The following is a 22,984-nucleotide window of genomic DNA, read 5'->3' as shown; positions in this document are numbered from 1 at the left end:
TGAACACGTTCACAAGGAGCAGTATCCACCATCCTTACGGGGGAACCGCAGGTGGGGTGGGATTGACAGGCTGTGCGCTGCGTCACGGGCCGCGGCGCGGTCCGCACAGTCTGCGGACCCACCGCGGGCCGGGGCAACGAACGACCGGGCGGATGGCCGGAAGTTGTTGGCCGAACCGGCGCTTGACAGGCCCGCGACCCGGTCGCCCCGACGGGATCCGCGTGCTAGGGCCTGTCCTCGGACTCGCCTCTGCGGGCCGCCGCTGGGGCCCGCGGGTCTGGCCGAGTCGGCCGGGACCCGCGGGCCACGCCCTACGGGCGGCCGAGCAGCTCGGTGCCCGGGACGGAATCGGCGCGGGCCGTGAAGAACCCGGTGAATCCGGCCAGGAACTGCTCCCGGGTGATCCGCCCGTCCCCGTCGGCGTCCAGCCGGCGGAAACCGTGCGACAGCTCGGCCGGGTGCACGCGCGGCCCGCCGAACACCGCGCGGTACTCGTCGAACTCCAGGAAGCCGCTGCCGTCGGTGTCGGCCGCGGTGAACACCGCCCGCAGCGCGGGCAGCAGCCCCCGCTCCAGGTAGGCCTCGTCCCGGTCCAGGCCGGCCAGGGTCGCCGCCACGAACTCCTCCCGGCTGACCCTCCCGTCCCCGTTCGCGTCCATCACCGCGCGCAGCTGCTCCCACCAGCTGTCGAAGGCCTCGTACACCCGGGCCTCGCCCGCCTCGTCCAACTCCAGCTGCCAGCACACGTTGTGCGCCATCGCCCGCAGGTCGTGCGCGGTGATGAAGCCGTCGCCGGTCTGGTCGAGCACCTCGTGGAAGAAGCGGTCCAGCCTGGGCCCCCGGCCGTCCCGGTGCGGGCGGTGGCGCTTCGGCGTCCGGTGCTCCTCCGGGGAGCGGTAGCGCAGCCGGTCCGGGAGGAGCGGGACGACCGCACCGGCACCGCGGTGCAGCACGGCGGACAGCAGCGCGGCCCGCCGGGTCCGGACCAGCCCGAACCGCTCCCGCACCGCCGGCGGCAGGTCCGCCACCGTCAGCTCGCGGATCGCCCGGGCGACCACCACCCGCACCACCCGCCAGCCCGCGTCACCGAGGAACCGGAGCCGGCGAGGCGCGGGCGCCTCGCGCAGCAGGTCGTCCAACAGGTGGCGCGCCGCCTCGGTGTGCTCCAGCCGCTCCCGCGCGTACCGGGCGAAGTAGGCCGGCAACTCCCCCACGGTCTCCGGGATCTCGCCCTTCGGGAGGTCGAAGACGGCGACCGCCTCCCGGAACTCCGCGTACGCCTGCGCCAACTCCCCCGCGTCGTACCGGTCCCCGCCCAGCCGGCGCATCGCGACCACGCCCTCGAAGAGCGTCAGCAGCACCCACGCCCTGGTCGCCGCGTCCCCGGCCTCGTACGGCCGCCCGTCCGACCCCGTCCCCCGGATCCGCTTGTGCGCCCGCTCCAGCCGCGCGACCTCCCGGCGCAGCGCGTCCGCGTCCTGGTAGAACAGCCGCCGCCCGCTGCCCAGCGTGTGCTCCACCCGCCGCCACGGGTGCGCCCGGTACGTCGAGTGCTCCGCCATCCCCGCCGCCACCACCGGATCCGCCGCCTGCAGCACCAGCAGCCGCCACGCGACCAGCACGATCCGCCACTCCGACAGGTCCCGCCTGAACGACGCGCCGCGTTCAGCCACGGCGCTCACCGGTGATCTCGGGACCGATCACGAAGCCCTTGGCGGGGCCCTCGGGGATCACGGCCTCCTTGCCGTACGGGACCCGGGTCGAGGTCGCGTAGGCACGGCGCTCGGGGTCGGGGCCGGTGAGGACGGTGACGGCGCCGAACCCCTCGATGATCTCCACATGGATGCCCTCGGGAACGTCCATGGACTTCCACATCTCCCACAGCGCCTGGTCCAGGTCCACGCCGGTCTCCTCAACAGCAACCGCGCTCATCGGAACACCCCAATTTCCCGTCCAGTGATCAGCCCGCGCGAGCCCGCGCGAGCAACGGCAGCACGGTCGCACGCGACCTGGGGGTCGGCCGGGTGAACGGCAACGGGTTCACTCGATCGAGGAGTTTCGGGGCCGGGAACGCCGGAACCGCAGGACGGGCCGGGGCCTGTCCTGCGGTTCGGGGGTGGTCGCGCCCGCCTTTCGGGCGAGCGCGGACCTGGTGGGTCAGGAAGCCGAGCGGGCCGGCTTGCGGCGGGAGACGTAGAGGGCGGCGGCGCCGAGGCCGAGGGCGAGGCCGGAGCCCAGGGCGAGGTACGGGGTGGCGGGGTTGGAACCGGTGTCGGCGAGTTCGGTGGCCGAGCCGGTGGTGGCGGCCTGCGTGGCGGTCGCGGTGCTGGTCGAGGTGGTCGACCTGTTCGAGGCGGTGGCGGCCCTGGTCGCGGTGGACGCCTTGGTCGCGGCGGTGTCCGAGGCCGGGGTGCCGGCGGCGGGCTGCTCGGCCGGCTTCTCGACGGGCTTCTCGACCGGCTTCGCGGCGGCGGCCCGGGCGTCGGCGAGCGCCTTGTCCGCGGCGGCCTTGGTGGCGGCCGCGGCCTTGGTGGCCTCCTGGGCCGTGGAGATCCGCCGGAACGCCTCGACCTTGGCGTCGTCCAGGGCCTTGCCCGCGGCGGTCACGGCGGCCTTGGCCTTCTCGTCCGCGGCGGTGGCGGCGTTGGCGGCCTCGAACGCCTTCAGCATCCGCTCCCTGGCCTTGGGGAGGTCCTCCTCCTTGGCGGTGCCGTACGCCCGGGCGGCCTCCTCGGCCTCCTTGTCGGTGGTCTCCCTGGTCGCGGCGGCCTGCTTGGCGGCGGCCCGCGCCTCCTGGAGCCTGCCCTGGTAGGGCTGCGGGTCCTTCAGGAACGCGGTGGCCTCGGCCGTGACCTCGGCCTCGTTCGCGACGGCCGCCGTGTGGGCCTTGGCCGCGGCCGCGGCGGCCTGCTCCAGCTCGGCGATCGAGCCGCTGTCGCTCCGGGTCTGCGTCACCGACGCCGACTCCGCGAAGGCGGGCGCGGCGGAGAGCACGGCGGCGGGCGAGACGACGGCGGCGACGAGGACGGCCGAGACCAGCGAACGGCGGAGGTTCACGATGACCCCTTTCGGGTCGAAAGGAAAGCAAGAGTCACGGCCGGAGGGTTCCTCACGGCCGGACGACGCCGATCATAGGCACACGCATTCTTAACGCTCCATGCCGGATTCCGGCAATGACCGGGCGTCCAACCTTCCGGGTTCACCGGGGAATTGACGAGTCGACAAAGCCGGGGCAAAAGCGCGCCCCGAACGCCCGAATTGGCGGCATTCGGGTCCGCGGGGCCGAATTCGCGGCATTCGGCCCCGCGGGAATCCGGTCAGCGCTGCCGGGGGAGTTCGACGCGGAAGGTGGCGCCCTCGCCCGGGGCGGTGTGCAGGGTGAGGGTGCCGCCGTGGGCGCGGGTGAGGGCGGTGGCGATGGCGAGGCCGAGGCCGGCGCCGCCGCCGTTGTCGCGGCTGCGGGAGGCGTCGACCCGGAAGAACCGGTCGAAGACCCGCTGGGCCTGCTCCTCGGTGAGGCCCGGGCCGGAGTCGGCGACCTCCAGCAGGCAGACGCCGCCGGGGCCGGCGCCCACCCCGATCCGGACCGGGGTGCCGGCCGGGGTGTGCTTGACCGCGTTGCCGACCAGGTTGGTGACCACCTGCCGCAGCCGCGCCTCGTCGCCGAGGACGGGCGCCGCGCCGGGCGCGCCGGTGCCGGCCGGGCCGGTGAGCGCGACCGGGCGGCTCGGGTCGAGGGCGGTGAGGTCGTGCAGCGCGTCGGCGGCGAGGGTGCGCAGGTCCATCGGGGCGAGGTCGAGCGGGCGTTCCTCGTCCAGCCGGGCGAGCACCAGCAGGTCCTCGACCAGGGCGCCCATCCGGTCGGCCTCGCTCTCGATCCGGGTCATGGTCCGCTTGACGTCGGCCTCGGTGGGCAGCGCGCCCATCCGGTACAGCTCGGCGAAGCCGCGGATGCCGGCCAGCGGGGTGCGCAGCTCGTGCGAGGCGTCCGCGACGAAGCGCCGCATCCGGGCCTCGGACTCGGCGCGGGCCGCGAAGGCCGCCTCGATCTGGGTGAGCATCCCGTTGAGCGCGATCGACAGCCGGCCGACCTCGGTGCCCGGGGAGAGCTCCGGCATCCGGTGCGACAGCTCGCCGGCCGCGATCCGCTCGGCGCCCGCCTCGATCCGGCGCAGCGGCCGCAGCCCGGCGCGCACCGCGAAGAAGCCGAGCGCGGCGATCAGCACCAGGACGCCGCCGCCGATGGCCAGGAAAGAGGTGCTCAGCCTGCCGATGGTGGCGTCGATGTCCTCGCGGGAGACCGCCACCATGACGTAGGTCGGGGTGACCGCCGGCGAGGCGTACGCGCTGGGGTTGGCGGCCTGCCCGCGGGGGGCCTGGAGCGGCAGCACCAGCACCCGCCAGCTGTGCCGGCCGCGCTGGTCGGGCAGGTCGAAGGGGACGTCGGGGGCGGTCCGGGTCGGGTCCAGTCCGGCCAGCTGGGGCGCCGGGTCGCTGTCCGAGACGGGCTGGCGCATCAGCGCCTGGACCTTGCCGTCCGAGGAGAGGTACTGCACCAGGTACTGGCTGGGCAGGCTGACCCGCCGCCCGGCGACCAGGGGCTTCCCGGCGGCCGGCGCGACCACCTGGCTCGGGGGCTTGCGGGAGAGCGGCAGCCCGTACCGCTGGAGCTGTTCGTCCAGCTGTTCCACCAGCTGGGTCCGTACGGCGCCGAGTACGAAGGTGTCGCTGACCGCGAGCCCGGTGGCGACCAGCGCGAACACGAGCACCAGCAGCCGGGCGCGCAGCGACAGCCGGGAGGAGAAGCGGGCGGGCACGAGCGGGTCCGGTCAGCCCTGCGGGGGGCGGCGCAGGGCGTAGCCGATGCCGCGCACGGTGTGGATCAGCTTGGGGCCGTGCGCCGGGCCGGAGTCGAGCTTGCGGCGCAGGTAGGAGATGTACGACTCGACGATGGAGAGGTCCCCGCCGAAGTCGTAGGCCCAGACGTGGTCGAGGATCTGCGACTTGGAGACCACCCGGCCGACGTTGGCCATCAGGTAGTGCAGCAGCTTGAACTCGGTCGGGGAGAGCGAGACCGGGGTGCCGCCCCGGGTGACCTCGTGGGCGACCGGGTCGAGGCTGAGGTCGGCGACGACCAGTCGGCCGTCCTCGGCGGGCCCGCCGGCCCGGCGCAGGATGGCGCGGATCCGGGCGATCAGCTCCTCCAGGCTGAAGGGCTTGGTGACGTAGTCGTCCGCCCCGGCGGCCAGGCCCTGGACCTTGTCGCCGACGCCGTCCTTGGCGGTGAGGAAGAGCACCGGCAGGTGGTCGGCGGGGTGCCCGTGGGCCGGCCCGGCTATCTGCCCGCGGCTGGTGCGCTCGCGCAGCTTCTCGACGACGGTGAAGCCGTCGAGGTCGGGGAGCATCACGTCGAGGACGACCAGGTCCGGGCGCTCGGCGGCGACCAGTTCGAGCGCCTCGGTGCCGGTGGCGGCGGAGGCGACGCGGAAGCCGGAGAAGCGCAGCGAGGCGGAGAGCAGCTCGCGGATGTTGGGCTCGTCGTCCACGACGAGCAGGAACGCCTCGCCCTGGCCGCCGGGCACCGTGGAACCGCCTGGTGTGGTGACAGTGCCTTGCACGGGGCTTTCGCCTCCCGGTCGGACGATGACGTTCAGCATGAGGCTAGCCCCCGGAGGCTATGCGGCATGGATGAATGTTGGATTAACACCTTATCGGTCGGTTTTTGGGCGATCGGCGCACAGGGGTGGGGTCGGTGGTGTGCGCACGGGCGTGGACACGACGGACGGGGCGCGCACGCTGTGTGACGCGCCCCCTCGGTGTGCCGGCTCCCCCTCCGAGCGGGTCGACGCGAGCCGACGGGTGGACACCGCCCGCCGGTCGGCCCGACCCCCGGTCGCGAGCGACCCCCCGGACGCGACCGGCCCCTCGGGACCGCGGAATCCGTTCGCTTTTCCTCCTGCTATGATTTACAGCGAGGCGTAGGCAGTGCTTTCGAGCAATTGCCCGGCCCGATCATTTCGGTGGTCATAGCGAGAGGGAAACGCCCGGCTCCATTCCGAACCCGGAAGCTAAGCCTTTCAGCGCCGATGGTACTGCAGGGGGGACCCTGTGGGAGAGTAGGACGCCGCCGAATTCTTCTTACGGCCCCTGCCGTGTTTCGAAAGAGACACGGCAGGGGCTTTTTGCGTTTCTCCGGCCGTTCCCCGGCCGTTCCCCGCCCCCGGTACGGGCGCCGACCCGCCCGCAGCGGCGCGTCCGGCATCCGAGACGCCGAGTCCCGGAAGTGGTGCTTTGCGGGCATCTGAGAGGATGGCGGACATCGAAACAGACTTGCGTCTCGCTACCTGAGACTGCAATATCATGCTATGGACAACACTAGCGGCGTCGGCGTTCTCGACAAGGCCGCTCTGGTGCTCAGCGCACTGGAGTCGGGCCCCGCCACACTGGCGGGGCTGGTCGCCGCCACCGGTCTGGCGCGCCCCACCGCCCACAGACTCGCCGTCGCACTCGAACACCACCGCCTGGTCACCCGCGACATGCAGGGCCGCTTCATCCTCGGCCCCCGCCTGTCCGAACTCTCCGCCGCCGCCGGCGAGGACCGACTGCTCGCCACCGCGGGCCCCGTCCTCACCCACCTGCGCGACGTCACCGGGGAGAGCGCGCAGCTCTACCGCCGCCAGGGCGAGATGCGCATCTGCGTCGCCGCCGCCGAACGACTCTCCGGTCTGCGCGACACCGTCCCCGTCGGCAGCACCCTGCCGATGAAGGCCGGCTCCGCCGCCCAGGTCCTCCTCGCCTGGGAAGAGCCCGAGCGCCTCCACCGAGGCCTCCAGGGCGCCCGCTTCACCGCCACCGCGCTCAGCGGCGTCCGCCGCCGCGGCTGGGCCCAGTCCATCGGGGAGCGCGAGCCGGGCGTCGCGTCCGTCTCCGCCCCCGTCCGCGGACCGTCCAACCGCGTGGTGGCCGCCGTCTCCGTCTCCGGCCCCATCGAGCGGCTCACCCGCCACCCGGGTCGCCTGCACGCCCAGGCCATCATCGAGGCCGCCAACCGGCTCACCGAGGCCCTCCGCCGCAGCTGACCGCCGGGCAGCGCGGCCGGAACGCACGAACGGAACGGGCCGCGCCCGAGGAAAGGATCTCCTCGGGCGCGGCCCGTTCCGTCTTCCGGTCCCCCGCCTACGGTTCGACGCCCTACGGTTCGAGGCGGTGCGGGCCCCGGAAGAGGAACGTCGCCTCGCGGATCGACGGCAGGCCGAGCGCCAGCATCAGCAGCCGGCCGAGCCCCAGACCGAGCCCGCCGTGCGGCGGGGTGCCGTAGCGGAAGCAGTCGAGGTACCCGGAGAGCGGGCCGGTGTCCATGCCCTTCTCCCAGGCCTGGGCGACGAGGCGGTCGTACCGGTGCTCGCGCTGGGCGCCGGTGGTGATCTCCACGCCCTTCCACAGCAGGTCGAAGGACTCGGTGACGGTCGGGTCGTCCTCCGGCCGCAGGTGGTAGAACGGCCGCACGGCGGCTGGGAACCGGGTGACGAAGACGAACTCGTGCCCGGTCTCCTCGGCGATCAGGCCGCACAGCGCCCGCTCGCCCTCGGGGTCGAGGTCCTCCTTGACGCCCTCCGGGTCCCAGCCGGTGGCGCGGAGCCGGGCCAGCGCGTCGGCCATCGTGATCCGGGGGAACGGCAGTTCCGGGACGACGACCGGGGTGCCGAAGTGCTCGGCGATCGCCGCGCCGTGCCGCTCGGCCACGGCGGTCAGGACGCGGTGCAGCATCCGCTCCTCGAAGGCCATCACGTCCTCGACCCCGTCGACCCAGGCGATCTCGACGTCGACCCCGGTGAACTCGGTGGCGTGCCGGGAGGTGAAGGACGGCTCGGCGCGGAACACCGGCCCGATCTCGAAGACCCGGTCGATGCCGCCCGCGATGGCCATCTGCTTGTAGAACTGCGGGGACTGGGCGAGGTAGGCGGTCCGGCCGAAGTAGCCGACCTCGAACACCTCGGCGCCCGACTCGGAGGCCGTCCCCATGAGCTTCGGCGTGTGCAGCTCGGTGAAGCCCTCCTCGGCCGCCACCGCCCGCATCGCCCGCTCGACGGTCGTCTGGACGTCGAAGACCAGCTGCTGGGAGGGCCGCCGGATGTCGAGGAACCGCCAGTCCAGGCGCTGGTCGATCCCGGTCTTCTCGTCGATCGGCAGCTTCGGCTCGGCCGGCGAGACGACCTCCACGCGGGTCGGGACGATCTCCAGACCACCGAGCTTGACCTGCGGGCTGGCGACCACCCGGCCGGTGATCTTCACGGCGGACTCGACCGTCACGCCCTCGAAGGCGGCCTCGATGACGTCGTCCTCCCCACCCCGGAGGTGGGTGACCTGCACGAGACCGGTGTGGTCCCGGACCAGGACGAACTGGATGCGCCGCTGGAGTCGGAGCGTGTTCACCCACCCGTAGACGGTGACCGTCTCCTCCAGGTGCGCGGGCAGCTCGGCGACAAGGGTGCGCGTCATGACAGGGAACTCCCCGGGTTTGCGGGCGCGTTGGTCGCGCCACGTCGACGGGCGGTAAACGGCCGCCCTGGGCGCGTTCACCGTAGAGGATCAAGCCCGTGGGAGTCGCGGGGTTTTCCCTCGTGTCCGGGCGGACGGCGGCCGGTGTCCGGGCGGACGGCGGACAGGGGTCGGCGGCCCCTGCGCGGTGCGAGGGGCCGCCGGAACGGTGCGGTCGCCGTCGGCCGACCGCCTCGTACGGGGAGGAGGCGGTGGCCGTCGCGGTGGGGACCGTCAGTGCAGCTGCGACTGCCAGTCGACGGGGACCCGGCCGGCCGGGCCCGGGGTGGGCTGGGTGACCGGGTGGGCGGTGGGCGGTGCCAGCGGCGGGCCCTCGTAGTACTCGCCGGTGTCCAGGTTCCAGAACCACTCCTCGCCGGGCTCGAAGCTGACCAGGAACGGGTGGCCGGCCTGGCGCGCGTGCTTCGTCGCGTGCTGGGCGGGGGAGGAGTCGCAGCAGCCGATGTGGCCGCAGGCCGCGCAGCGGCGCAGGTGGAACCACCATCCGCCGCCGGCCAGGCACTCCGCGCAGCCGTCGCCGCTGGGCACCGCGGCGGGGTCGATTCCCGGGATCGGCTCGCCGGTCATAGCTGCCTCCTCGGCTGGGCGGTCCGTCCCCACCAGCCTGGCCCGGCCGTGGCGGCGCTGCCAGTCCGGGGCACCTGACCGTCCGCGGCACTTGACCGTCCGGGGCACTTGACCGTCCGGGGCACCTGACCGTCCGGGCGCCGCAACCTTTCGGCCCGCTCACGGCATCAACCTGGTAGGGGGCGGGCCACGGGAGGGGCGCCGCAGACGGGGCGGACCAGGGCGGCCGGGGGCGGGGCGGGGCGGACCGAGTCGGAGGCCGGCCGCCGAATTCCCCCGAATTCATTCGGTACGTATGCGATTCACCCCCCGGGAATCGACCCCGGAGCCTGTTGCAGAGCCGTGACAGCCGCACGCGAAAAACCGTTCGACCGGAGACTTCCAAGGGTTAGCATTCCGGAATGGAATCGAACCTCCCCCCGATATGGAGTTCCTCCGAGAACGCGGACCTCCAGCCGTCCCGCAAGGCCCCGCTCCGGCTGGCCCGCCTCGGTGCGACCTTCCTGGGGGTGAGCGTCGTGTCCGGTGTGCTGCTGGCAGGCCTCGTCCTACCCGTCGCCGGCGGCATCGGGCTGACGGCCAAGAGCACGGCGGAGGGGTTCGAGGACGTCCCGTCCGACTTCAAGACCCCGCCGCTCACCCAGGCGACCCAGATCTTCGACGCCAAGGGCGGCCTGATCGCCAAGGTCTACGAGCGCGACCGCACCGTCATCACCGCGGACCAGATGTCGCCGTTCATGCGGCACGCCCAGGTCGACATCGAGGACGCCCGCTTCTACGAGCACGGCGCCGTCGACCTCAAGGGCGTCCTCCGGGCGATCAGCAAGAACGCGGAGAGCGGCACCGCCTCCCAGGGCGCCTCCACGCTGACCCAGCAGTACGTCAAGAACGTCAACGTCGAGCAGGCAGGCGACGACCGGGACGCCGTCCTGGAGGCCCAGCGCAAGACCCTGGGCCGCAAGATCCAGGAGCTCAAGGTCGCGATCAAGCTGGAGGAGGAGGTGCCGAAGGAGCAGATCCTCACCAACTACCTCAACATCACGTACTACGGGAACGGCGCCTACGGGGTCGAGGCCGCCTCCCAGCGCTACTTCAGCAAGAGCAACAAGGACCTCACCGTCGCCGAGGCGGCGACGCTCGCCGGACTGGTGCAGAACCCGTCGCAGTACGACCCGAAGCTGCACCCGCAGGCCGCGCAGAACCGCCGCGACACCGTCATCGACAAGATGCTGGAGAACAAGCACATCACCGCCGAGCAGGCGAAGGAGGCGAAGGCCGCCCCGCTCGGCCTGAACTACAAGGCGCCGCAGAACGGCTGCATCACCGCCCAGGCCGGCATGGGCTTCTTCTGCGACTACGTGCGCCACGTGGTCAAGCAGGACCCGGCCTTCGGCCAGAGCTCCGACGAGCGCAAGAAGTTCTGGAACCAGGGCGGCCTGAACATCTACACCACGCTGGACCCGGAGAAGCAGGCCGCCGCCCAGAACGCGGTGAGCAGCAACGTCCGGGTCACGGACAGCGTCTCCGCCGCCGCCTCCATGGTCGAACCCGGCACCGGCAAGATCCTCGCCATGGCCCAGACCCGCCCGTACGGCCTGGACACCAACCAGAACCAGACCGTCGTCAACCTCAACGTCGACGCGGCGATGGGCGGCGGCAACGGCTTCCAGCCCGGCTCCACCTTCAAGCCGGTCGTCGCGGCCGCGGCCCTGGAGGCGGGCCTGCCGGCAACCCAGGAGTACTCGTCCCCGAACAAGCTCGAGTACCCGACGATGAAGACCTGCGAGGGCACCTGGAAGAACGAGGCCAGGCCCAGGACGGTGGTGCCCAACGAGTCCGCGAGCGAGAAGGGCCCGTACCAGCTGAAGATGGCGATGGCCCTCTCGGTCAACACCTACTTCATCCAGATGGAGCAGGAGATCGGCCTCTGCGCGGTCAAGCAGATGGCCAACAAGCTCGGCATCACCACCAAGGCCAGCGGCAAGCCCCTGGAGGAGGTCCCCGCGATGGCCCTGGGCGTCGAGGAGATGAGCCCGCTGACCATGGCCAACGTCTACGCGACCTTCGCCGCCCAGGGCACCCACTGCGCCCCCGTCGCCATCAACCGGATCACCACCGTGGAGGGCAAGGACGTCCCCGTCCCGTCCTCCCAGTGCGAGAAAGCGTTCTCCGACTCGACGGCACGGGCGCTGAACACCGTCCTGAACGGCGTCACCGAGAACAACGGCACCGGCGCGGCGCTCAGCCTGGACGACAACCGCCAGATCGCCGGCAAGACCGGCACCTCGGACCGCAAGCGGGCCGCCTGGTTCAACGGCTACACCCCCCAACTCGCCACCGCCGTCTGGATCGGCGGCCCCCAGGGCGGCGTCGAGATGCGCAACATCACCATCAACGGGAAGTACCGGGCCGAGGTGTTCGGCGCCGACGGCCCCGGCCCGATCTGGCGGGACGCCATGAACCAGGCCCTGCGCGGCACCCCCAAGCAGTCCCTGCCGATGGCCGACATCCCCGACCCGGCCCCCCGGACCGACCCGAACAAGACCCCGTCCGGCACCGGCACCGGCGCCCCCGGGGGCCAGGCGACCGCCCCGGCGGGCCCGGCGACCAACCCCGAGAACGACCAGCAGCCCTGACGCCGCGTTCCCCGCGCGTCGCCCCGTACATCGCCTCGCACGTCACCCCGCACGTCGCCCCGTCGAGCACCGGCTCGGCGGGGCGACGTCGTTCTCTCCCCTGTGCGGTGCCGGAAATTGAGCGGTGTGACTTTCTTGTCATGGCTATGGTGGCCCGATGGCATCGATCAAGCAGTTCCAGGTCACCTTCGACTGCGCGGAGCCCGAGCGCGTCGGCCGCTTCTGGTGCGAGGCCCTGGGGTACGTCCCGCCGTCCACGCCGGAGGGGTTCGACACCTGGGACGACTACCAGCGCTCGCTGCCGCCCGAGAAGCGGGGCTCGTGGTTCGCCGCCAGTGACCCCACGGGTGCCGGCCCGCGCATGTACTTCCAGCGCGTCCCCGAAGGCAAGGTCGTCAAGAACCGGGTGCACCTCGACGTACGGGCCGGCACCGGCCTGGTCGGCGCGGAGCGCGTGGCTGCCCTGGAGGCCGAGTGCGCCCGACTGGTAGCCCTCGGCGCGACCCGCGTCCAGCTGCTGGTCGCCGACGAGGAGAACGAGTCGTGCCTCTCGATGCAGGACGTCGAGGGCAACGAGTTCTGCCTCGACTGAGCACCGCCCGGATTCCACAACTTCCTGTTCGCTCAGAGCGCCCAGCGGGTCACGCTGCCGTCCGGTGCCGAGTAGCTCACGAACTGCCCCTCCGGCCCGGCCTCGACCGTGAACCACTCACGGCGGGGGCGGTTCTGTCCCAGCCAGCTCCGGTGGGCGGCTTCGACCGTCCGCCAGAGGTCGCGGGGGCCGCTGCGGGCGACGGTGCCGCGGTGCGCGTGGGCGGTCGAACCGTCCGCGACGTCGCGAAGGACGTGACCGTCCCGGACCACGGTGGGACCGAGGTGGAGGTCGGCCCAGAACGCGAACCCCGGGTCGTCCAGGACGCGAGCGCTGACCTCCGTCGCCCGGCTGTCCGCCTGCGGCTCCGGCACCCCCTGGGCCGCGTCCCTCCCGCCGCGCAACGGCATGAAGGCGGCCGGACGGTGGAGAAAACGCCCGACCGCACGCCCGTCCGACACCTTCGTGAGCCTGGCCACCGCACCGCCCAGCGGAGCGACGATGAGGCCACCCGGCGCGCACTGGTCGAGCCACGCCCGGGGCACGCGACGGACACCGCAGGTCGCGATGATCCGGTCGTACGGCGCCCCCGGCGGGTACCCGTCGGCGCCGTCGGCCCGGACCACGACGGGCGCGAAGCCGGCCTCGCCCAACCGGGCACGGGCGGTCGCCACCAGGTGCTCGGTGCGGTCGACGGTCGTGACGTGGGCCGCCCCCGCGAGGTGGCAGAGCAGAGCGGCGTTGTAGCCCGTCCCCGTCCCGACCTCCAACACCCGGTCCCCGGGCCGGACATCCAGCGCGTCGAGCATGTCGGCCATCAGGCTCGGCAGCGTGGAGGAGGAGGTCGCCACCCCGCGGACGCCGTCCGGCCCGGCATCCTCCGCGTGCACGCCGCCCACCTCGGTGACCAGCACCCGGTCCGCGTACACCTCCCGCAGCCACGCCTCACCGGCCGGCCAGAGGCAGTGAGCATCGCCCTCCTCCCGGTAGAACACCGGAACGAACGGATGCCGCGGCACATTGAGGAACGCCTCGACCACCCGCGAGGACAGCACCACGCTCACCCGCTCGATCTCCGAGGCCAACGCGACCCGCGCCCGCAGGAGTTGGTCTTCGTCATAAAGGAGGGTCGTCATACCTGCTGGACCCCTTCCAAGTAGTCGCAGATGGCAGCAGCCCACTGGGGTTCACCTCAGGGGGAGACCTGCTTGCCGGGGTCCGGCCCCGTGTAGACCGGCGAGCGGAAACGCCGACGGAACGCCTCCGGCCCGTGCCGCTGGTCGAGCCAGTCGGTCAGGCAGGACAGGTCTCCGCTGATCATGGCGGAGAGGATGAGTGCGTGCAGGGTGTTCGCAGCGGTTCCACCCGTATCGGTGAGGAAGCACTGGTACCTCATGCCGACGCCACACTCGTATCCGGCCAGGGCCTGATGGAAGTCGGTGGCAACACCCGGTTCGACACGGTCGACGTCGACCGCCTCCAACTGCCCGGTGGTGTCTCGGAAGGCCAGACGGTCATCCGGTTCGATGCGCTCGGCGATGCCGAGGAGATCGGCCACCGCAGCGGTGATCGACCGTGCTTCCCGGTCGGTGGCCCCCTCCATGATGATGCCGAGATTCCGCGTCGAGGAGGCTCCATCGCCGTCCCTCGCCGAGTACGTACGCCCTTCCGCGTCCACACAGTTGATCCCGTAACGGCTACGAACCACCTGGCCGTCTCGGAGCCGGTACTCCCGGAACGAGCCCCAGTGCAGGCAGTCATGGGCGTAGGACCGCAGTAGGTCGAGTGCCACGAGTTCCGGCGACGCCCATCGAGGATCACTCAGCCGGCCGTACCTCGTGATCACCGACGCCAACTGCACATGCCGGTAGCCCTGATTCGGGTGGTGGAAACCGCCGAACGCGTCCGGGCGCGTCGAACGCACCCCCACCCACACCCGGTCGATCGGCAGCATCCGGCTCAGCCCCAATTCACGGTAGCGATCGGCCAGAAGAGCCGCTCCCTGCCGGAACACCTCCCGGGCCCCCTCGTCCTGCCACGCCTCGACAACCCAGTGCAGGAGCGAGAATGCGATGTGCGGGTGCGCCTGGCCGAGTGCGGCGGTCGCCCGCCGTACGGCCAGGAGATGTGCCAGTTCAGCCCGTTCGTCCGGGCTGCCCGCCAGGTGCTCGTTCGGGCCCAGGCAGGAGGGCGTGAGCGAGCGGCCGAGGGTCAGCGACGTCGACGGCTGATCAACTGCCGGTGCGATTCCTGCAATCCGTCGGGGAGTTCGTCCGGCGAGAACCATTGAGCCTCCAGGATCTCGAACGAGGGGGCGCTGGTCTGTCCACTGACGTACAAGGCCTCGTAGGCGACTTCGACGCGCAGCTTGTAGCCGCTCTTCAGGTGCACCAGTTCGCACACCTTCACCGTGAGCCCCGTTTCCTCCCGGACCTCACGCACGATCGTGTCTTCGAAGCTCTCGCCCGCGTTCGCGTAGCCCGTGGGCAAGCCCCACTGCCGGCCCTCCGGCCACATCCGGTGCTTCAGCAGCAAGACCCGGCCGTCCTGGTGACGCACGATGCCCGTGACGCCCACCATGAACTTCGAGTGCCAGAGCCAGAGAACGCGCCACTGCATCGGACCACGGATGATCCGCCAGAGCTTCACGGCGACCTTCTTCATGGACCCGCCCTTCATGCAGAAATCAGGTTAGGGGAATTTCGGAAATCCCATCAACGTTATTCCGGAAATCGACTAAAGATCTCGCCGGTCCCCTCGAAAACGGGCGGCCCACTCCTCCAGTCTGACGCGGGCCTCATCACCCCAGAGCGAGTAGCCTTCGAATCTCCCGAACTCGTTCAGATACTCCTGAACATCCCTCGGATCACGGAAAACGAGCGCGCCGGTGGACACTTCCACGGTGGCCAGAACGGCATCGTAGACCGTGAAGACATTCAGCGGAGCCCATGGCATGCGGCCGGCCATGGGGATGACCCCCAGCCGGACATTCGGCAACCGGGAGACCGACACCAGTCGATCGAGCTGCACGGCCATGGCCTGTTCCGAGACGAGCGGCCAGAGGCAGGCCTGCTCGGTCAGGATGAAGGTGAAGCTCTTGGCCCTCTCATAGAGAACGGCCTGCCTCTCCAGCTTCCTGGCGATGGCCTCCGAATGATCGCCGGCGAACAGGGCGAGGCTCGCCCTGATGTATTCGGGCGTCGCGAGCAGACCGGTGATCATGGTCGGCAGGAAGTACCTGAACTCCGTCGAGTGCCGTTCAAGGGCGGCCAGCTCGACCTGCTTCTTGTCCAGTCCCTTTCGGCGCAAGGCCTTGGCATCCTGCCACTCCGTGTTCGCGATGCGAGCGAGAGCGGTCACCCGCGCGATCAGCTCCGCCGGCGCGTCGAGCGCCCGCAGAATCAGTTCGACATCGACGAGGGACGGTATGACCTTTCCGGTCTCGATCTTGGAGATCTTGGACTGCGACATGTTGACACGCCGAGCGAGCTGGACCCCGGAGAGTCCAGCTCGCTTGCGAAGCTCTTGAAGGATCGCCGCCAGGTCCGCACTCGATCGGCCTAGATCCTGCGGATCAAGCGCCAATTCCCTTCACGTACTCCTCGAAAGGCACCGATTCGGCGATGGCGATCCGCTGGTATTCGATGAACGGGTCGACATCCCCCTCGAACACGGTGCGGTCGATCTGTGTTCCGTCGGGAAGGTAGTTCATGAGCACCACCTCCGCCTTGTCGAACATCCAGTAGTCAGTGACTCCCGCCAACGGGTTGGGCCGATCCGTGACGTCCATGATCCGGACGTCCTCGCCGGCCCACACATGCGGCAGGTAGTACATGAACTCGTAGCGGAGGTATTCGGAGAGCGGTCGCGTGACGATGTGCACCCGCCCCTTGGTTTTCCCCTCCCGCCGCACGCGCTTGAGGTCTTCCGTGTACTCGTTGGAATGCGCATGCGGGTCGATCCGTTCACCGGCTCGAAAGGCTCGCAGTTCCTCTTCCTCCTGCGGAACCCTGTAGGCCGGAAGGGTCTCAAGCCGCCAAGCCTCCGTCTCGAACTGACGGAACCTGGCTTGCCAGGCCTCACCATCCAAGCGCACGAACAGCCTCCCGAAGCACACTCTCGGGGATCTCCACCAGGCCCTCGCCGCCGGGCGGCGCGAAGGCGCCGGAGACGGCCCCCTGGATCACGAACGTCCCCCACTCGGTGCGGTAGACGTTGGGACAGTCGTTCTGATTGCACTCCCCCGAGCCACCGCCGTCGCCCGTGTTGGTCAGCCGTGTGAGACCCGACCTGGTGTCCATCTCAACCCCCTTGGAGAGCGGCCCTGCCAGAGCACCTGGGCACGACGCTAGAGGGCTGGTCAGCGGCTGTCCACGACGGAAGGGAGGTATTCCCGTATCGGACTAAAGATCAAGACCGCGAGGCCTCCCGACCAACAACACGCCCCTGCAAGGACATTGGCTCCACCCCACGCCAAGAGGAAACGAACATCCCCACCCGGCGGCTCCTTGCGGGGAGCGAGGAGCCGCCGGGTAGGGCTACCGGCGCAGGAAGTCGGAACGGCCGACTTCCTGCGCCGAGTCGGGGTGGGGGTGGGGGTGGGGGTTCAGTCGGCGGTGGGGAAGGCGGCGCGCAGGGCGGGGGTGCGGGTGAGGACGGCGACGGCGAGGAGGGCGAGGGCGGAGAGGCCCTGGAGGACGGCGTACCAGGGCGGGCAGAGGCCGGGGATGAGGTCCACGGCGATGATGGCGATCGGCATCACGGTGGAGAGTGTGCGGACGCGGTCGAAAGCCTTGGCGGAGCCGTCGGCGGCGCGGGTGGCCAGCCGGAGGAGGTACGGGGCGACGGCGAGGAAGATGACGCCGCGGATCCACATGAACGGGGTCGTCGGGTGGCCGATGGACGCCATCACGGCGACCGTGCCGAGGACGATGGCGCCGGCTAGGCCGAAGAGCGTGATGCACTTCTTCACCGTGGTGAAGGTGGACTGGTGGGCCGTGGGCGCCATGGTTCTTTCCCCTCCGTGTCGTTGTGGGAACGACGCTACGGAGCGGACGCGCGGCCGAGTATGGGTCCAGCCCCACAAGGGGGTGGGTCCAGCCCCACTCCCAGCGAACCGTTCCGGCGGGAGAGCCGCCTCTACGGCGGGAGGGGCCGCCGGGCGGAGGCGGTGCGTAGGAAGTCGGGCCGGCCGACTTCCTACGCAGGGTCTTATCGGGTTCTTGCCGGGAACCGGCAGGGGACCGGGCGGGATCTTGCGGGGTCCGGGCGGCGCGGGGCGGGGGCTGGTCTGAATAGTGTGATCGTCAGTGGACGTGAGCGAACGTCCGTGATGTGGGGGGTGGGGGCATGACTCCACTGGGCCTGAGCGTGGCCACCTGGTGGTGGATCGTCGCGCTGACGACGGTGCTGTTCTGGGCGATGGCGATACCGCCGCAGGTGACCCGGCAGTACCGGATCATGGTGGCCCTGGCGCCGCTGGTCGGAGCGCTCTTCCTGGTCGGGCGCTCCCACATGAACGGGACGACCTCGGCTGGCGCGCTGTCGATGTACGCGCTGGCGATGCTGTCGCTGACGCTGGGAACGGCCGGGCACCTCGGACGTATGGCGCGTCTGCAACTGGCGTCCGACGAGGCAGGCGACAGGGACGAAGTGCCGCTCACCTGGGGCTTCATGGTGCAGTTCTTCCTGTGCGTGACCGCGGGCTTCGTGGTGTATTTCGTGATCCAGCCGTAGGCACGGGAGAGGGACGGACCGCACCCAGGCCTGGATCGGGGGTCATCCGGTCCGGGACGCCGAACTGGTCGACGGCGGAGTGGAGTTCGCGGTGGCAGGGTCGGGCCCCGACCACTTCTGAAGCACGCCGGCGGCCCCTTGCGGAAGAGCAAGGGGCCGCCGGAACGGTTCGCTAGGCGGTGATGGTCACCAGGTGGTCGAACTCGCCCGCCTGAGTGCCCTGGAGGAACGCGGCGAAGTTGCGGGCGGTGGTGCGGACGATGACGTCGCCCTCGTCGGACTCCCGGAGTTCGATCACACCAGCATCGGCTCGCACCTCAACACAGTCTGCGTTCGAGCCCGAGAAACTGGACTTCTGCCAGGTGGAGTTACGCATATTTACTTTCCATGTCCTTCTTGATGGAGCGAATAAACTCTCGGGACTCCTCCCCCGAGAGAGCAGCCGAACCGATCCGGGCGAGCAGCGACCGAAACCTGGCCGTGTGAGCCGGGGCATCGAAGAGAAGGTTTCCGACACCCGAGTCCGACTGAACCGTGTCGAGTTCCTGAACCGGACCCTCGACGTACGTGAAGTTCTCGTTGGGCAGCGGGATCATGTCGACGTCGAACAGCACGACTCGGATGGAGATGTTGGGCCGCTCTGAGGCCTCGACAAGGGCGCCGAGTTGCTCGGCTTGGACCTTTGCCCCGCCGAACTGCATCCGCAGCGCCGCTTCATGGATGTATGCGGTGTACGGAGTCGCCTCGGAACGGATGATGTGCTGACGCCGCAGGCGGAAGGAGGCTCTCAGGTCGACCTCGTGCCCCGGCAGAGGCGGATAGGAGCGAGCGAAGACGGCTGAGGCATAGGTGTTGGTCTGAAGCAGCCCATGGATGAAGGCCATCGTGTAGACCGAGAGCGCCCGTGCGTGAGCCTCGATCTCAGCAACTTCGAGGAAGTCCTGCGAAAGGTTCCCCCGGTACTCCTCCCACCAGCCTCCCTTGTCGCGGTCCGTGATGATGTCAGCGAGCGCGTCGATCAGGGGCTCGTTGACGCACATGCACAACGCCGCGATCGTGCGCAGGCGTTCGACGCTGATGCCGGTCTTGCCGCTCTCCATCTGCGTCACGTGGGCGGGGTTGATGCCCAGTGCGCGGGCGAGCTGGCTGCCGCCGAGGCCGGCCTGTTCCCGCATCCTGCGAAGTTCGGCACCCAACCGCAACTGGCGAAGCGTCGGGTTCGATCGAAGGGCCATGGGTCCAGTCTGCCAGCCCCGTTCGGGGGAACTTCGCGTGGATCGCCACAAATCTGTGGCGCCTCACGCTATCGTCACCCTCAGAACGATCCGATGGATCGTCAGACACGCCTTGGTTCAGGGCAGTAGGCGCCTGCTGCCCTCCGGCCGAAGAGCGGCCACGCCCTGGTCCAGCTCGCGGCTCTCCCCCTCCACACCCATACCTCTCGGAGGTTCCCGTGTGCACCTTGAACACCCCCTCCCTCACCCTCACCCGGCAGGCCCTGCGGAGCGCCCTGACCCGCGCCTCCTGGGACACCGAGACCATCTTCAACGCCGAACTCGCCCTCGGCGAACTCATCGTCAACGCGTGGCGGCACGCCGGTACCGCCTCGCCCGTCGTCTACTTCTCCCTCAACATCGACACCCTCCGGGTCTGCGTCGCGGACGAGAGCGCCTTGCTCCCCCACGAGAAGCCCCTCTCCCTGTTCGCCGAGTCCGGCCGGGGCCTCCAGCTCGTCGCCGGGCTCACCCACCGCTGGGGCGTCGACCCCCAGGAGCGTGGCAAGACGGTCTGGTACGAGCTGGACTCCGCCGCGTGACCCGCGAACCGATCGCCCCCGACGACCCCCGGATGCGGAACTTCGCCGCCCCGCACATCACCGGCCTGCTCGGGGAGTTGCACCGTCGGGGCCTCCCGTACGGGCTGCTCTGGGGTTCGGCCTCGGCGGGCGAGACGATCCTCGACGGGCGTCTCCTGGTCGACTTCGGCAACGCGCCCGTGAGCACCCTCGTCAACCTCCTCCACCTGCTGCGGGACCTCGACCGGGAGGCGGCGTGGGAGCGATGAGCCTCCTCGAACCGCGCTGAACACATGCGAAGGCCCTCGCCCACCGAAGGGGCGAGGGCCTCGCGGCGTCCGTCGGCTCCGGGTCAGCCGCCGGACGGGTTCCTGGGGGCGCCGCCACCGGCACCGCCGCCGAAGCCACCACCACCACCGAATCCACCGGCGGCGCCTTCGACCAGCTGGCTGGCGGTGTAGCCACCGTTGGCGTCGGGGGTGCCGACGACCGTCACGCTCTGGCCGGGCTGCAGGTCCCCGACCTTGCCCTCCTTGTTGAGCTGGACCTTCGTCGCGTCGCCGGTGGTGACCTTGATGGTGTTGCCGTTGGTGTCGGTCAGGTAGACGGTGTTGCCGTCGACGGCCTTGACCGTGCCCCGGGCGAAGCCGGCCTGCCCGCCCTGCCCCTGCCCGCCCTGCCCAGCGCCCTGCCCGGCGCCCTGGCCCCCACGGCGGGAGCCGCCCTGCCCCTGCCCGTAGCCGCCTCCCTGAGCAGCCGCACCCGCAGCGGCGGCCGCCGGCCGGGCGGCGGACTTCCCGCCGCCCGTCGGCCCGTTGTTCTGCTGGTACCAGACTCCGCCCGCGAACGCCCCGGTGGCGATCACGCCGCCCGCCAGCAGCAGGCTGAGCCAGGGCAGCTTCCGCCTCGGCGGCGCGGCCAGTTCGGCGCTCACGTCCCGCGCGTCCGGCGGGGTGGCGAGGAGGGCGACCTGCTCGGCGGGGGTTCCGGGCCCGACGGTGGCGATCTCTTTGCTCATGACAGTGGAGTCCTACTCGTGCCGGAGGGCGTCGATCGGCCGCAGCGAGGCGGCCCGGTTGGCGGGGTAGCTGCCGAAGAACAGCCCGATGGCGACGGCGATGGCGAAGGCGCCGAGCACCGATTCGGGGATCACCACGGGTTTGATGCCGACGATGCTGAAGTGCGAGCCGGCGATTCCGGCGGCCACGCCCAACCCCGCGCCGATCACCGAGAGCAGCGTCGACTCGGTGAGGAACTGCCCGAGGATCACCGCCCGCGGGGCGCCGAGCGCCTTGCGGATGCCGATCTCCCTGGTCCGCTCGGTGACCGTCACCAGCATGATGTTGGTGATCCCGATCCCGCCGACCAGCAGCGAGATCGCGGCCACCGCGCCGAGCAGCACGGTGAAGGTCTTCGTCGTGCTCTCCCTCGCGGTGAGCAGGGAGGCCTGGCTGGTGATCCGGAAGTCCGCCTTGGCGGGGTCGGCGATCGCGTGCGTGCCGAGCAGGACGCGGGTGATCTCGGACTGGGCGGCCGTGGTGCTGTCCGCGTTCGCGGCCTGGACCAGGATCTGGTTGACGGAGCCGAAGCCGGTGAAGGCGTTCTGCACCGTCGGCAGCGGGGCGATGACGACGTCGTCCGGGTCGGTGAAGCCGCTGCCGCCCTTGGCCTGGAGCACGCCGACCACGGTGAACGGCGTGCCGCCCAGCACCACGGACTTGCCGACCGGGTTCTCGGTGTCGAACAGCTGTTTGGCCGTCGTCGCGCCAAGCACCGCGACCTTGCGCGAGTCGAGCACGTCGTCGTCGGTGAAGTACTCGCCGTGCGCGACCTTCTGGTTGGCGGTCTCGAAGTACGACGGGTAGGTGCCGACGATCGAGCCGGGGCTGTACGAGATGTTCCCGTACAGCGCGGTGCCGCTGGTGGTGACCACCGGGGCGACCGACCTGATCGCCCCCGCGTCGGTGTCGCTCGCCAGCGCCTTGGCGTCGGCGACCGTCAGCTTCTTCACCGAGGAGGTGGCCCGGGAGCCGCCGTTGGCCGAACCGGAGCTGACCGTCAGGGAGTTGGTGCCGAGCGAGGTGATCGAGTCCTTCACCGCCACCGACGAGCCGTTGCCGACCGCCAGCAGCAGGATCACCGAGGCCACGCCGATCAGCACGCCGAGCATGGTGAGCGCCGAGCGCACCTTGTTGGCGGCCAGGCCGCCGACCGCGAAGCGGAGCGTCTGCCAGAGGATCACGCCGGCACCTCCGCGCCCGCCACGCCGGCCTCGCCCGCCGGGCCCGCCGCGAGCTCCGCGTAGGCCGCGTCCAGGAAGGGCGGCGGCCCCTCCACGGGCGCCTGCCGCAGATCGCTCACGATCTGCCCGTCGACCAGTCGCAGCACCCGCTTGGCGTGCCGGGCGACCTCGTCCTCGTGGGTGATCAGCACGACCGTGCGGCCGGTGGCGTTGAGCCCGTCGATCAGGGCCAGCACCTCCTCCGTCGAGCGGCTGTCGAGGTTGCCGGTCGGCTCGTCGGCGAGCAGCATCGCGGGCGCCGTCACCAGGGCCCGCGCCACCGCGACGCGCTGCTGCTGGCCGCCGGAGAGCTCGTTGGGCTTGTGGCCGGCCCGCTCGGCGAGCCCGACCAGCGACAGCGCGGCCATCGCCCGGCGGCGCCGCTCGGCGGTCCGGACGCCCGCGTAGGCGAGCGGCAGCTCGACCTGGGCGAGGGCGGTGGTGCGGGGCACCAGGTTGAAGGACTGGAAGACGAAGCCGATCTTGCGGTTGCGCACCAGTGCGAGCTGCTGCTCGTCCAGGTGGCCGACGTCGGTGCCGTCGAGGAGGTAGCGGCCGGCGGTCGGGACGTCCAGGCAGCCGAGGATGTTCATCAGGGTGGACTTGCCGGAGCCGGAGCTGCCCATCACGGCGACGAAGTCGCCCTGTTCGATGTCCAGGCTGACGCCCCGCGGCGCACCGGTCTCCGGGTCGGAGGGGCCGCGCAGCGCGTGCACGGTGGCGTCGCCGTGCCCGTACGCCTTGGTGAGCCCGCGGATGCGGATCACCGGGACGGGGTGCGCGGGGACGCGCTTGTCGATGACGTGACGCATGCTCAC

Annotated in this window: 25 protein-coding genes and 1 rRNA gene; 7 read left to right on the top strand and 19 right to left on the bottom strand. The window is 70.8% G+C overall.

Annotated elements, in window-relative coordinates:
- Positions 1-311 precede the first annotated feature (311 nt).
- The 5 genes from ACFVXH_RS27495 to ACFVXH_RS27475 form a co-directional block, all read right to left on the bottom strand.
- Positions 312-1,673, bottom strand: a complete 1,362-nt coding sequence (locus tag ACFVXH_RS27495) for an oxygenase MpaB family protein (RefSeq protein ID WP_387828148.1) — start codon at positions 1,671-1,673, stop codon at positions 312-314.
- The gene (locus ACFVXH_RS27490; protein WP_117488844.1) at positions 1,666-1,902 is read right to left on the bottom strand and encodes a hypothetical protein; all 237 of its coding nucleotides are present in this window, start codon (positions 1,900-1,902) and stop codon (positions 1,666-1,668) included. Before ACFVXH_RS27490 ends, ACFVXH_RS27495 begins: the two co-directional genes overlap by 8 nt.
- A gap of 255 nt (positions 1,903-2,157) precedes the next feature.
- Positions 2,158-3,057 carry an LAETG motif-containing sortase-dependent surface protein gene (locus tag ACFVXH_RS27485; protein WP_387828145.1) on the bottom strand — a complete coding sequence of 300 codons (900 nt, stop codon included), beginning with the start codon at positions 3,055-3,057 and terminating at the stop codon, positions 2,158-2,160.
- A 260-nt stretch (positions 3,058-3,317) separates the two neighbouring features.
- Positions 3,318-4,817 (bottom strand): cell wall metabolism sensor histidine kinase WalK, encoded by a 1,500-nt coding sequence (locus ACFVXH_RS27480; protein ID WP_117488840.1) that lies wholly within the window; start codon positions 4,815-4,817, stop codon positions 3,318-3,320.
- A 12-nt stretch (positions 4,818-4,829) separates the two neighbouring features.
- Positions 4,830-5,618 (bottom strand): response regulator transcription factor, encoded by a 789-nt coding sequence (locus ACFVXH_RS27475; RefSeq protein WP_304414264.1) that lies wholly within the window; start codon positions 5,616-5,618, stop codon positions 4,830-4,832.
- 398 nt (positions 5,619-6,016) lie between these two features.
- Here ACFVXH_RS27475 and rrf point away from each other — a divergent pair.
- Positions 6,017-6,133, top strand: a 5S ribosomal RNA gene (gene rrf, locus ACFVXH_RS27470).
- Positions 6,134-6,365: 232 nt separating this feature from the next.
- Entirely contained in the window at positions 6,366-7,079 is a 714-nt protein-coding gene (locus ACFVXH_RS27465; protein WP_030246527.1) for an IclR family transcriptional regulator, read from the top strand.
- A 112-nt stretch (positions 7,080-7,191) separates the two neighbouring features.
- On the opposite strand, the gene aspS is transcribed toward ACFVXH_RS27465, so the two are convergent.
- Entirely contained in the window at positions 7,192-8,499 is a 1,308-nt protein-coding gene (gene aspS / locus ACFVXH_RS27460) for an aspartate--tRNA(Asn) ligase (protein ID WP_387828140.1), read from the bottom strand.
- A gap of 273 nt (positions 8,500-8,772) precedes the next feature.
- Positions 8,773-9,126, bottom strand: coding sequence for a UBP-type zinc finger domain-containing protein (locus ACFVXH_RS27455; RefSeq protein WP_049651258.1), 354 nt, complete (start codon positions 9,124-9,126; stop codon positions 8,773-8,775).
- Between the two features lie 401 nt (positions 9,127-9,527).
- On the opposite strand from ACFVXH_RS27455, the gene ACFVXH_RS27450 reads away from it, so the two are divergent.
- Both ACFVXH_RS27450 and ACFVXH_RS27445 read left to right on the top strand, forming a co-directional pair.
- Positions 9,528-11,762, top strand: a complete 2,235-nt coding sequence (locus tag ACFVXH_RS27450; protein ID WP_387828136.1) for a transglycosylase domain-containing protein — start codon at positions 9,528-9,530, stop codon at positions 11,760-11,762.
- 157 nt (positions 11,763-11,919) lie between these two features.
- Positions 11,920-12,354, top strand: a complete 435-nt coding sequence (locus ACFVXH_RS27445; RefSeq protein WP_074001997.1) for a VOC family protein — start codon at positions 11,920-11,922, stop codon at positions 12,352-12,354.
- Positions 12,355-12,386: 32 nt separating this feature from the next.
- Here the strand turns inward: ACFVXH_RS27445 and ACFVXH_RS27440 are convergent, their stop codons facing one another.
- The 7 genes from ACFVXH_RS27440 to ACFVXH_RS27410 all read right to left on the bottom strand — a co-directional run bounded on the left by ACFVXH_RS27440 (position 12,387) and on the right by ACFVXH_RS27410 (position 17,362).
- A complete protein-coding gene (locus ACFVXH_RS27440; RefSeq protein ID WP_387828133.1) occupies positions 12,387-13,490 on the bottom strand; it encodes a methyltransferase domain-containing protein in 1,104 nt (367 codons plus the stop codon).
- A 56-nt stretch (positions 13,491-13,546) separates the two neighbouring features.
- Complete coding sequence (locus ACFVXH_RS27435) at positions 13,547-14,641, bottom strand: hypothetical protein (protein WP_387828130.1); 1,095 nt, start codon at positions 14,639-14,641, stop codon at positions 13,547-13,549.
- Positions 14,566-15,018, bottom strand: coding sequence for an NUDIX domain-containing protein (locus tag ACFVXH_RS27430; protein ID WP_387828127.1), 453 nt, complete (start codon positions 15,016-15,018; stop codon positions 14,566-14,568). The genes ACFVXH_RS27435 and ACFVXH_RS27430 overlap by 76 nt, the downstream gene beginning before the upstream one ends.
- 72 nt (positions 15,019-15,090) lie before the next feature.
- Positions 15,091-15,939: a helix-turn-helix domain-containing protein gene (locus ACFVXH_RS27425; protein WP_387828124.1), complete on the bottom strand. Its 849-nt coding sequence runs from the start codon at positions 15,937-15,939 to the stop codon at positions 15,091-15,093.
- Positions 15,929-16,450: a DUF6879 family protein gene (locus ACFVXH_RS27420; RefSeq protein WP_074001994.1), complete on the bottom strand. Its 522-nt coding sequence runs from the start codon at positions 16,448-16,450 to the stop codon at positions 15,929-15,931. Before ACFVXH_RS27420 ends, ACFVXH_RS27425 begins: the two co-directional genes overlap by 11 nt.
- Positions 16,434-16,655: a hypothetical protein gene (locus ACFVXH_RS27415; RefSeq protein ID WP_387828121.1), complete on the bottom strand. Its 222-nt coding sequence runs from the start codon at positions 16,653-16,655 to the stop codon at positions 16,434-16,436. Before ACFVXH_RS27415 ends, ACFVXH_RS27420 begins: the two co-directional genes overlap by 17 nt.
- A 305-nt stretch (positions 16,656-16,960) precedes the next feature.
- The gene (locus tag ACFVXH_RS27410) at positions 16,961-17,362 is read right to left on the bottom strand and encodes a hypothetical protein (RefSeq protein WP_387828118.1); all 402 of its coding nucleotides are present in this window, start codon (positions 17,360-17,362) and stop codon (positions 16,961-16,963) included.
- A gap of 341 nt (positions 17,363-17,703) precedes the next feature.
- On the opposite strand from ACFVXH_RS27410, the gene ACFVXH_RS27405 reads away from it, so the two are divergent.
- A complete protein-coding gene (locus tag ACFVXH_RS27405) occupies positions 17,704-18,090 on the top strand; it encodes a hypothetical protein (RefSeq protein ID WP_387828115.1) in 387 nt (128 codons plus the stop codon).
- Positions 18,091-18,262: 172 nt separating this feature from the next.
- On the opposite strand, the gene ACFVXH_RS27400 is transcribed toward ACFVXH_RS27405, so the two are convergent.
- Both ACFVXH_RS27400 and ACFVXH_RS27395 read right to left on the bottom strand, forming a co-directional pair.
- Complete coding sequence (locus tag ACFVXH_RS27400; protein ID WP_074001990.1) at positions 18,263-18,466, bottom strand: DUF397 domain-containing protein; 204 nt, start codon at positions 18,464-18,466, stop codon at positions 18,263-18,265.
- On the bottom strand, positions 18,459-19,325 hold the full coding sequence (locus ACFVXH_RS27395; protein WP_074001989.1) for a helix-turn-helix transcriptional regulator: 867 nt from the start codon (positions 19,323-19,325) through the stop codon (positions 18,459-18,461). The genes ACFVXH_RS27400 and ACFVXH_RS27395 overlap by 8 nt, the downstream gene beginning before the upstream one ends.
- A gap of 227 nt (positions 19,326-19,552) precedes the next feature.
- Between ACFVXH_RS27395 and ACFVXH_RS27390 the strand changes: the two genes are divergently transcribed.
- Together ACFVXH_RS27390 and ACFVXH_RS27385 are read left to right on the top strand one after the other, a co-directional pair.
- The gene (locus ACFVXH_RS27390; protein ID WP_387828111.1) at positions 19,553-19,906 is read left to right on the top strand and encodes an ATP-binding protein; all 354 of its coding nucleotides are present in this window, start codon (positions 19,553-19,555) and stop codon (positions 19,904-19,906) included.
- The gene (locus tag ACFVXH_RS27385) at positions 19,903-20,154 is read left to right on the top strand and encodes a hypothetical protein (protein WP_049651245.1); all 252 of its coding nucleotides are present in this window, start codon (positions 19,903-19,905) and stop codon (positions 20,152-20,154) included. The genes ACFVXH_RS27390 and ACFVXH_RS27385 overlap by 4 nt, the downstream gene beginning before the upstream one ends.
- A gap of 83 nt (positions 20,155-20,237) precedes the next feature.
- Here the strand turns inward: ACFVXH_RS27385 and ACFVXH_RS27380 are convergent, their stop codons facing one another.
- The 3 genes from ACFVXH_RS27380 to ACFVXH_RS27370 are packed head-to-tail and all read right to left on the bottom strand — an operon-like array spanning position 20,238 to position 22,978.
- Complete coding sequence (locus tag ACFVXH_RS27380) at positions 20,238-20,903, bottom strand: DUF5666 domain-containing protein (protein ID WP_387828108.1); 666 nt, start codon at positions 20,901-20,903, stop codon at positions 20,238-20,240.
- Between the two features lie 12 nt (positions 20,904-20,915).
- Positions 20,916-22,127, bottom strand: coding sequence for an ABC transporter permease (locus tag ACFVXH_RS27375; RefSeq protein WP_380781635.1), 1,212 nt, complete (start codon positions 22,125-22,127; stop codon positions 20,916-20,918).
- On the bottom strand, positions 22,124-22,978 hold the full coding sequence (locus ACFVXH_RS27370) for an ABC transporter ATP-binding protein (RefSeq protein ID WP_387828391.1): 855 nt from the start codon (positions 22,976-22,978) through the stop codon (positions 22,124-22,126). Before ACFVXH_RS27370 ends, ACFVXH_RS27375 begins: the two co-directional genes overlap by 4 nt.
- Between the last annotated feature and the right edge of the window lie 6 nt (positions 22,979-22,984).

It is taken from the genome of Kitasatospora sp. NPDC058184 (assembly GCF_042883725.1).
Classification (GTDB): domain Bacteria; phylum Actinomycetota; class Actinomycetes; order Streptomycetales; family Streptomycetaceae; genus Kitasatospora.
The sequence above is the reverse complement of the archived record's forward strand: the minus strand, read 5'-3'. Positions and strand labels throughout refer to the sequence as shown.

Bases quoted from the DNA above. Each gene is read 5' to 3' on its own strand.
- ACFVXH_RS27445 (WP_074001997.1), top strand. From the start codon at position 11,920: ATGGCATCGATCAAGCAGTTCCAGGTCACCTTCGACTGCGCGGAGCCC.
- ACFVXH_RS27370 (WP_387828391.1), bottom strand. From the start codon at position 22,978: ATGCGTCACGTCATCGACAAGCGCGTCCCCGCGCACCCCGTCCCGGTG.
- ACFVXH_RS27405 (WP_387828115.1), top strand. From the start codon at position 17,704: ATGACTCCACTGGGCCTGAGCGTGGCCACCTGGTGGTGGATCGTCGCG.
- ACFVXH_RS27450 (WP_387828136.1), top strand. From the start codon at position 9,528: ATGGAATCGAACCTCCCCCCGATATGGAGTTCCTCCGAGAACGCGGAC.
- ACFVXH_RS27430 (WP_387828127.1), bottom strand. From the start codon at position 15,018: ATGAAGAAGGTCGCCGTGAAGCTCTGGCGGATCATCCGTGGTCCGATG.
- ACFVXH_RS27465 (WP_030246527.1), top strand. From the start codon at position 6,366: ATGGACAACACTAGCGGCGTCGGCGTTCTCGACAAGGCCGCTCTGGTG.
- ACFVXH_RS27380 (WP_387828108.1), bottom strand. From the start codon at position 20,903: ATGAGCAAAGAGATCGCCACCGTCGGGCCCGGAACCCCCGCCGAGCAG.
- ACFVXH_RS27435 (WP_387828130.1), bottom strand. From the start codon at position 14,641: ATGGTTCTCGCCGGACGAACTCCCCGACGGATTGCAGGAATCGCACCG.
- ACFVXH_RS27395 (WP_074001989.1), bottom strand. From the start codon at position 19,325: ATGGCCCTTCGATCGAACCCGACGCTTCGCCAGTTGCGGTTGGGTGCC.
- ACFVXH_RS27440 (WP_387828133.1), bottom strand. From the start codon at position 13,490: ATGACGACCCTCCTTTATGACGAAGACCAACTCCTGCGGGCGCGGGTC.
- aspS (WP_387828140.1), bottom strand. From the start codon at position 8,499: ATGACGCGCACCCTTGTCGCCGAGCTGCCCGCGCACCTGGAGGAGACG.
- ACFVXH_RS27415 (WP_387828121.1), bottom strand. From the start codon at position 16,655: ATGGACACCAGGTCGGGTCTCACACGGCTGACCAACACGGGCGACGGC.
- ACFVXH_RS27455 (WP_049651258.1), bottom strand. From the start codon at position 9,126: ATGACCGGCGAGCCGATCCCGGGAATCGACCCCGCCGCGGTGCCCAGC.
- ACFVXH_RS27400 (WP_074001990.1), bottom strand. From the start codon at position 18,466: ATGCGTAACTCCACCTGGCAGAAGTCCAGTTTCTCGGGCTCGAACGCA.
- ACFVXH_RS27410 (WP_387828118.1), bottom strand. From the start codon at position 17,362: ATGGCGCCCACGGCCCACCAGTCCACCTTCACCACGGTGAAGAAGTGC.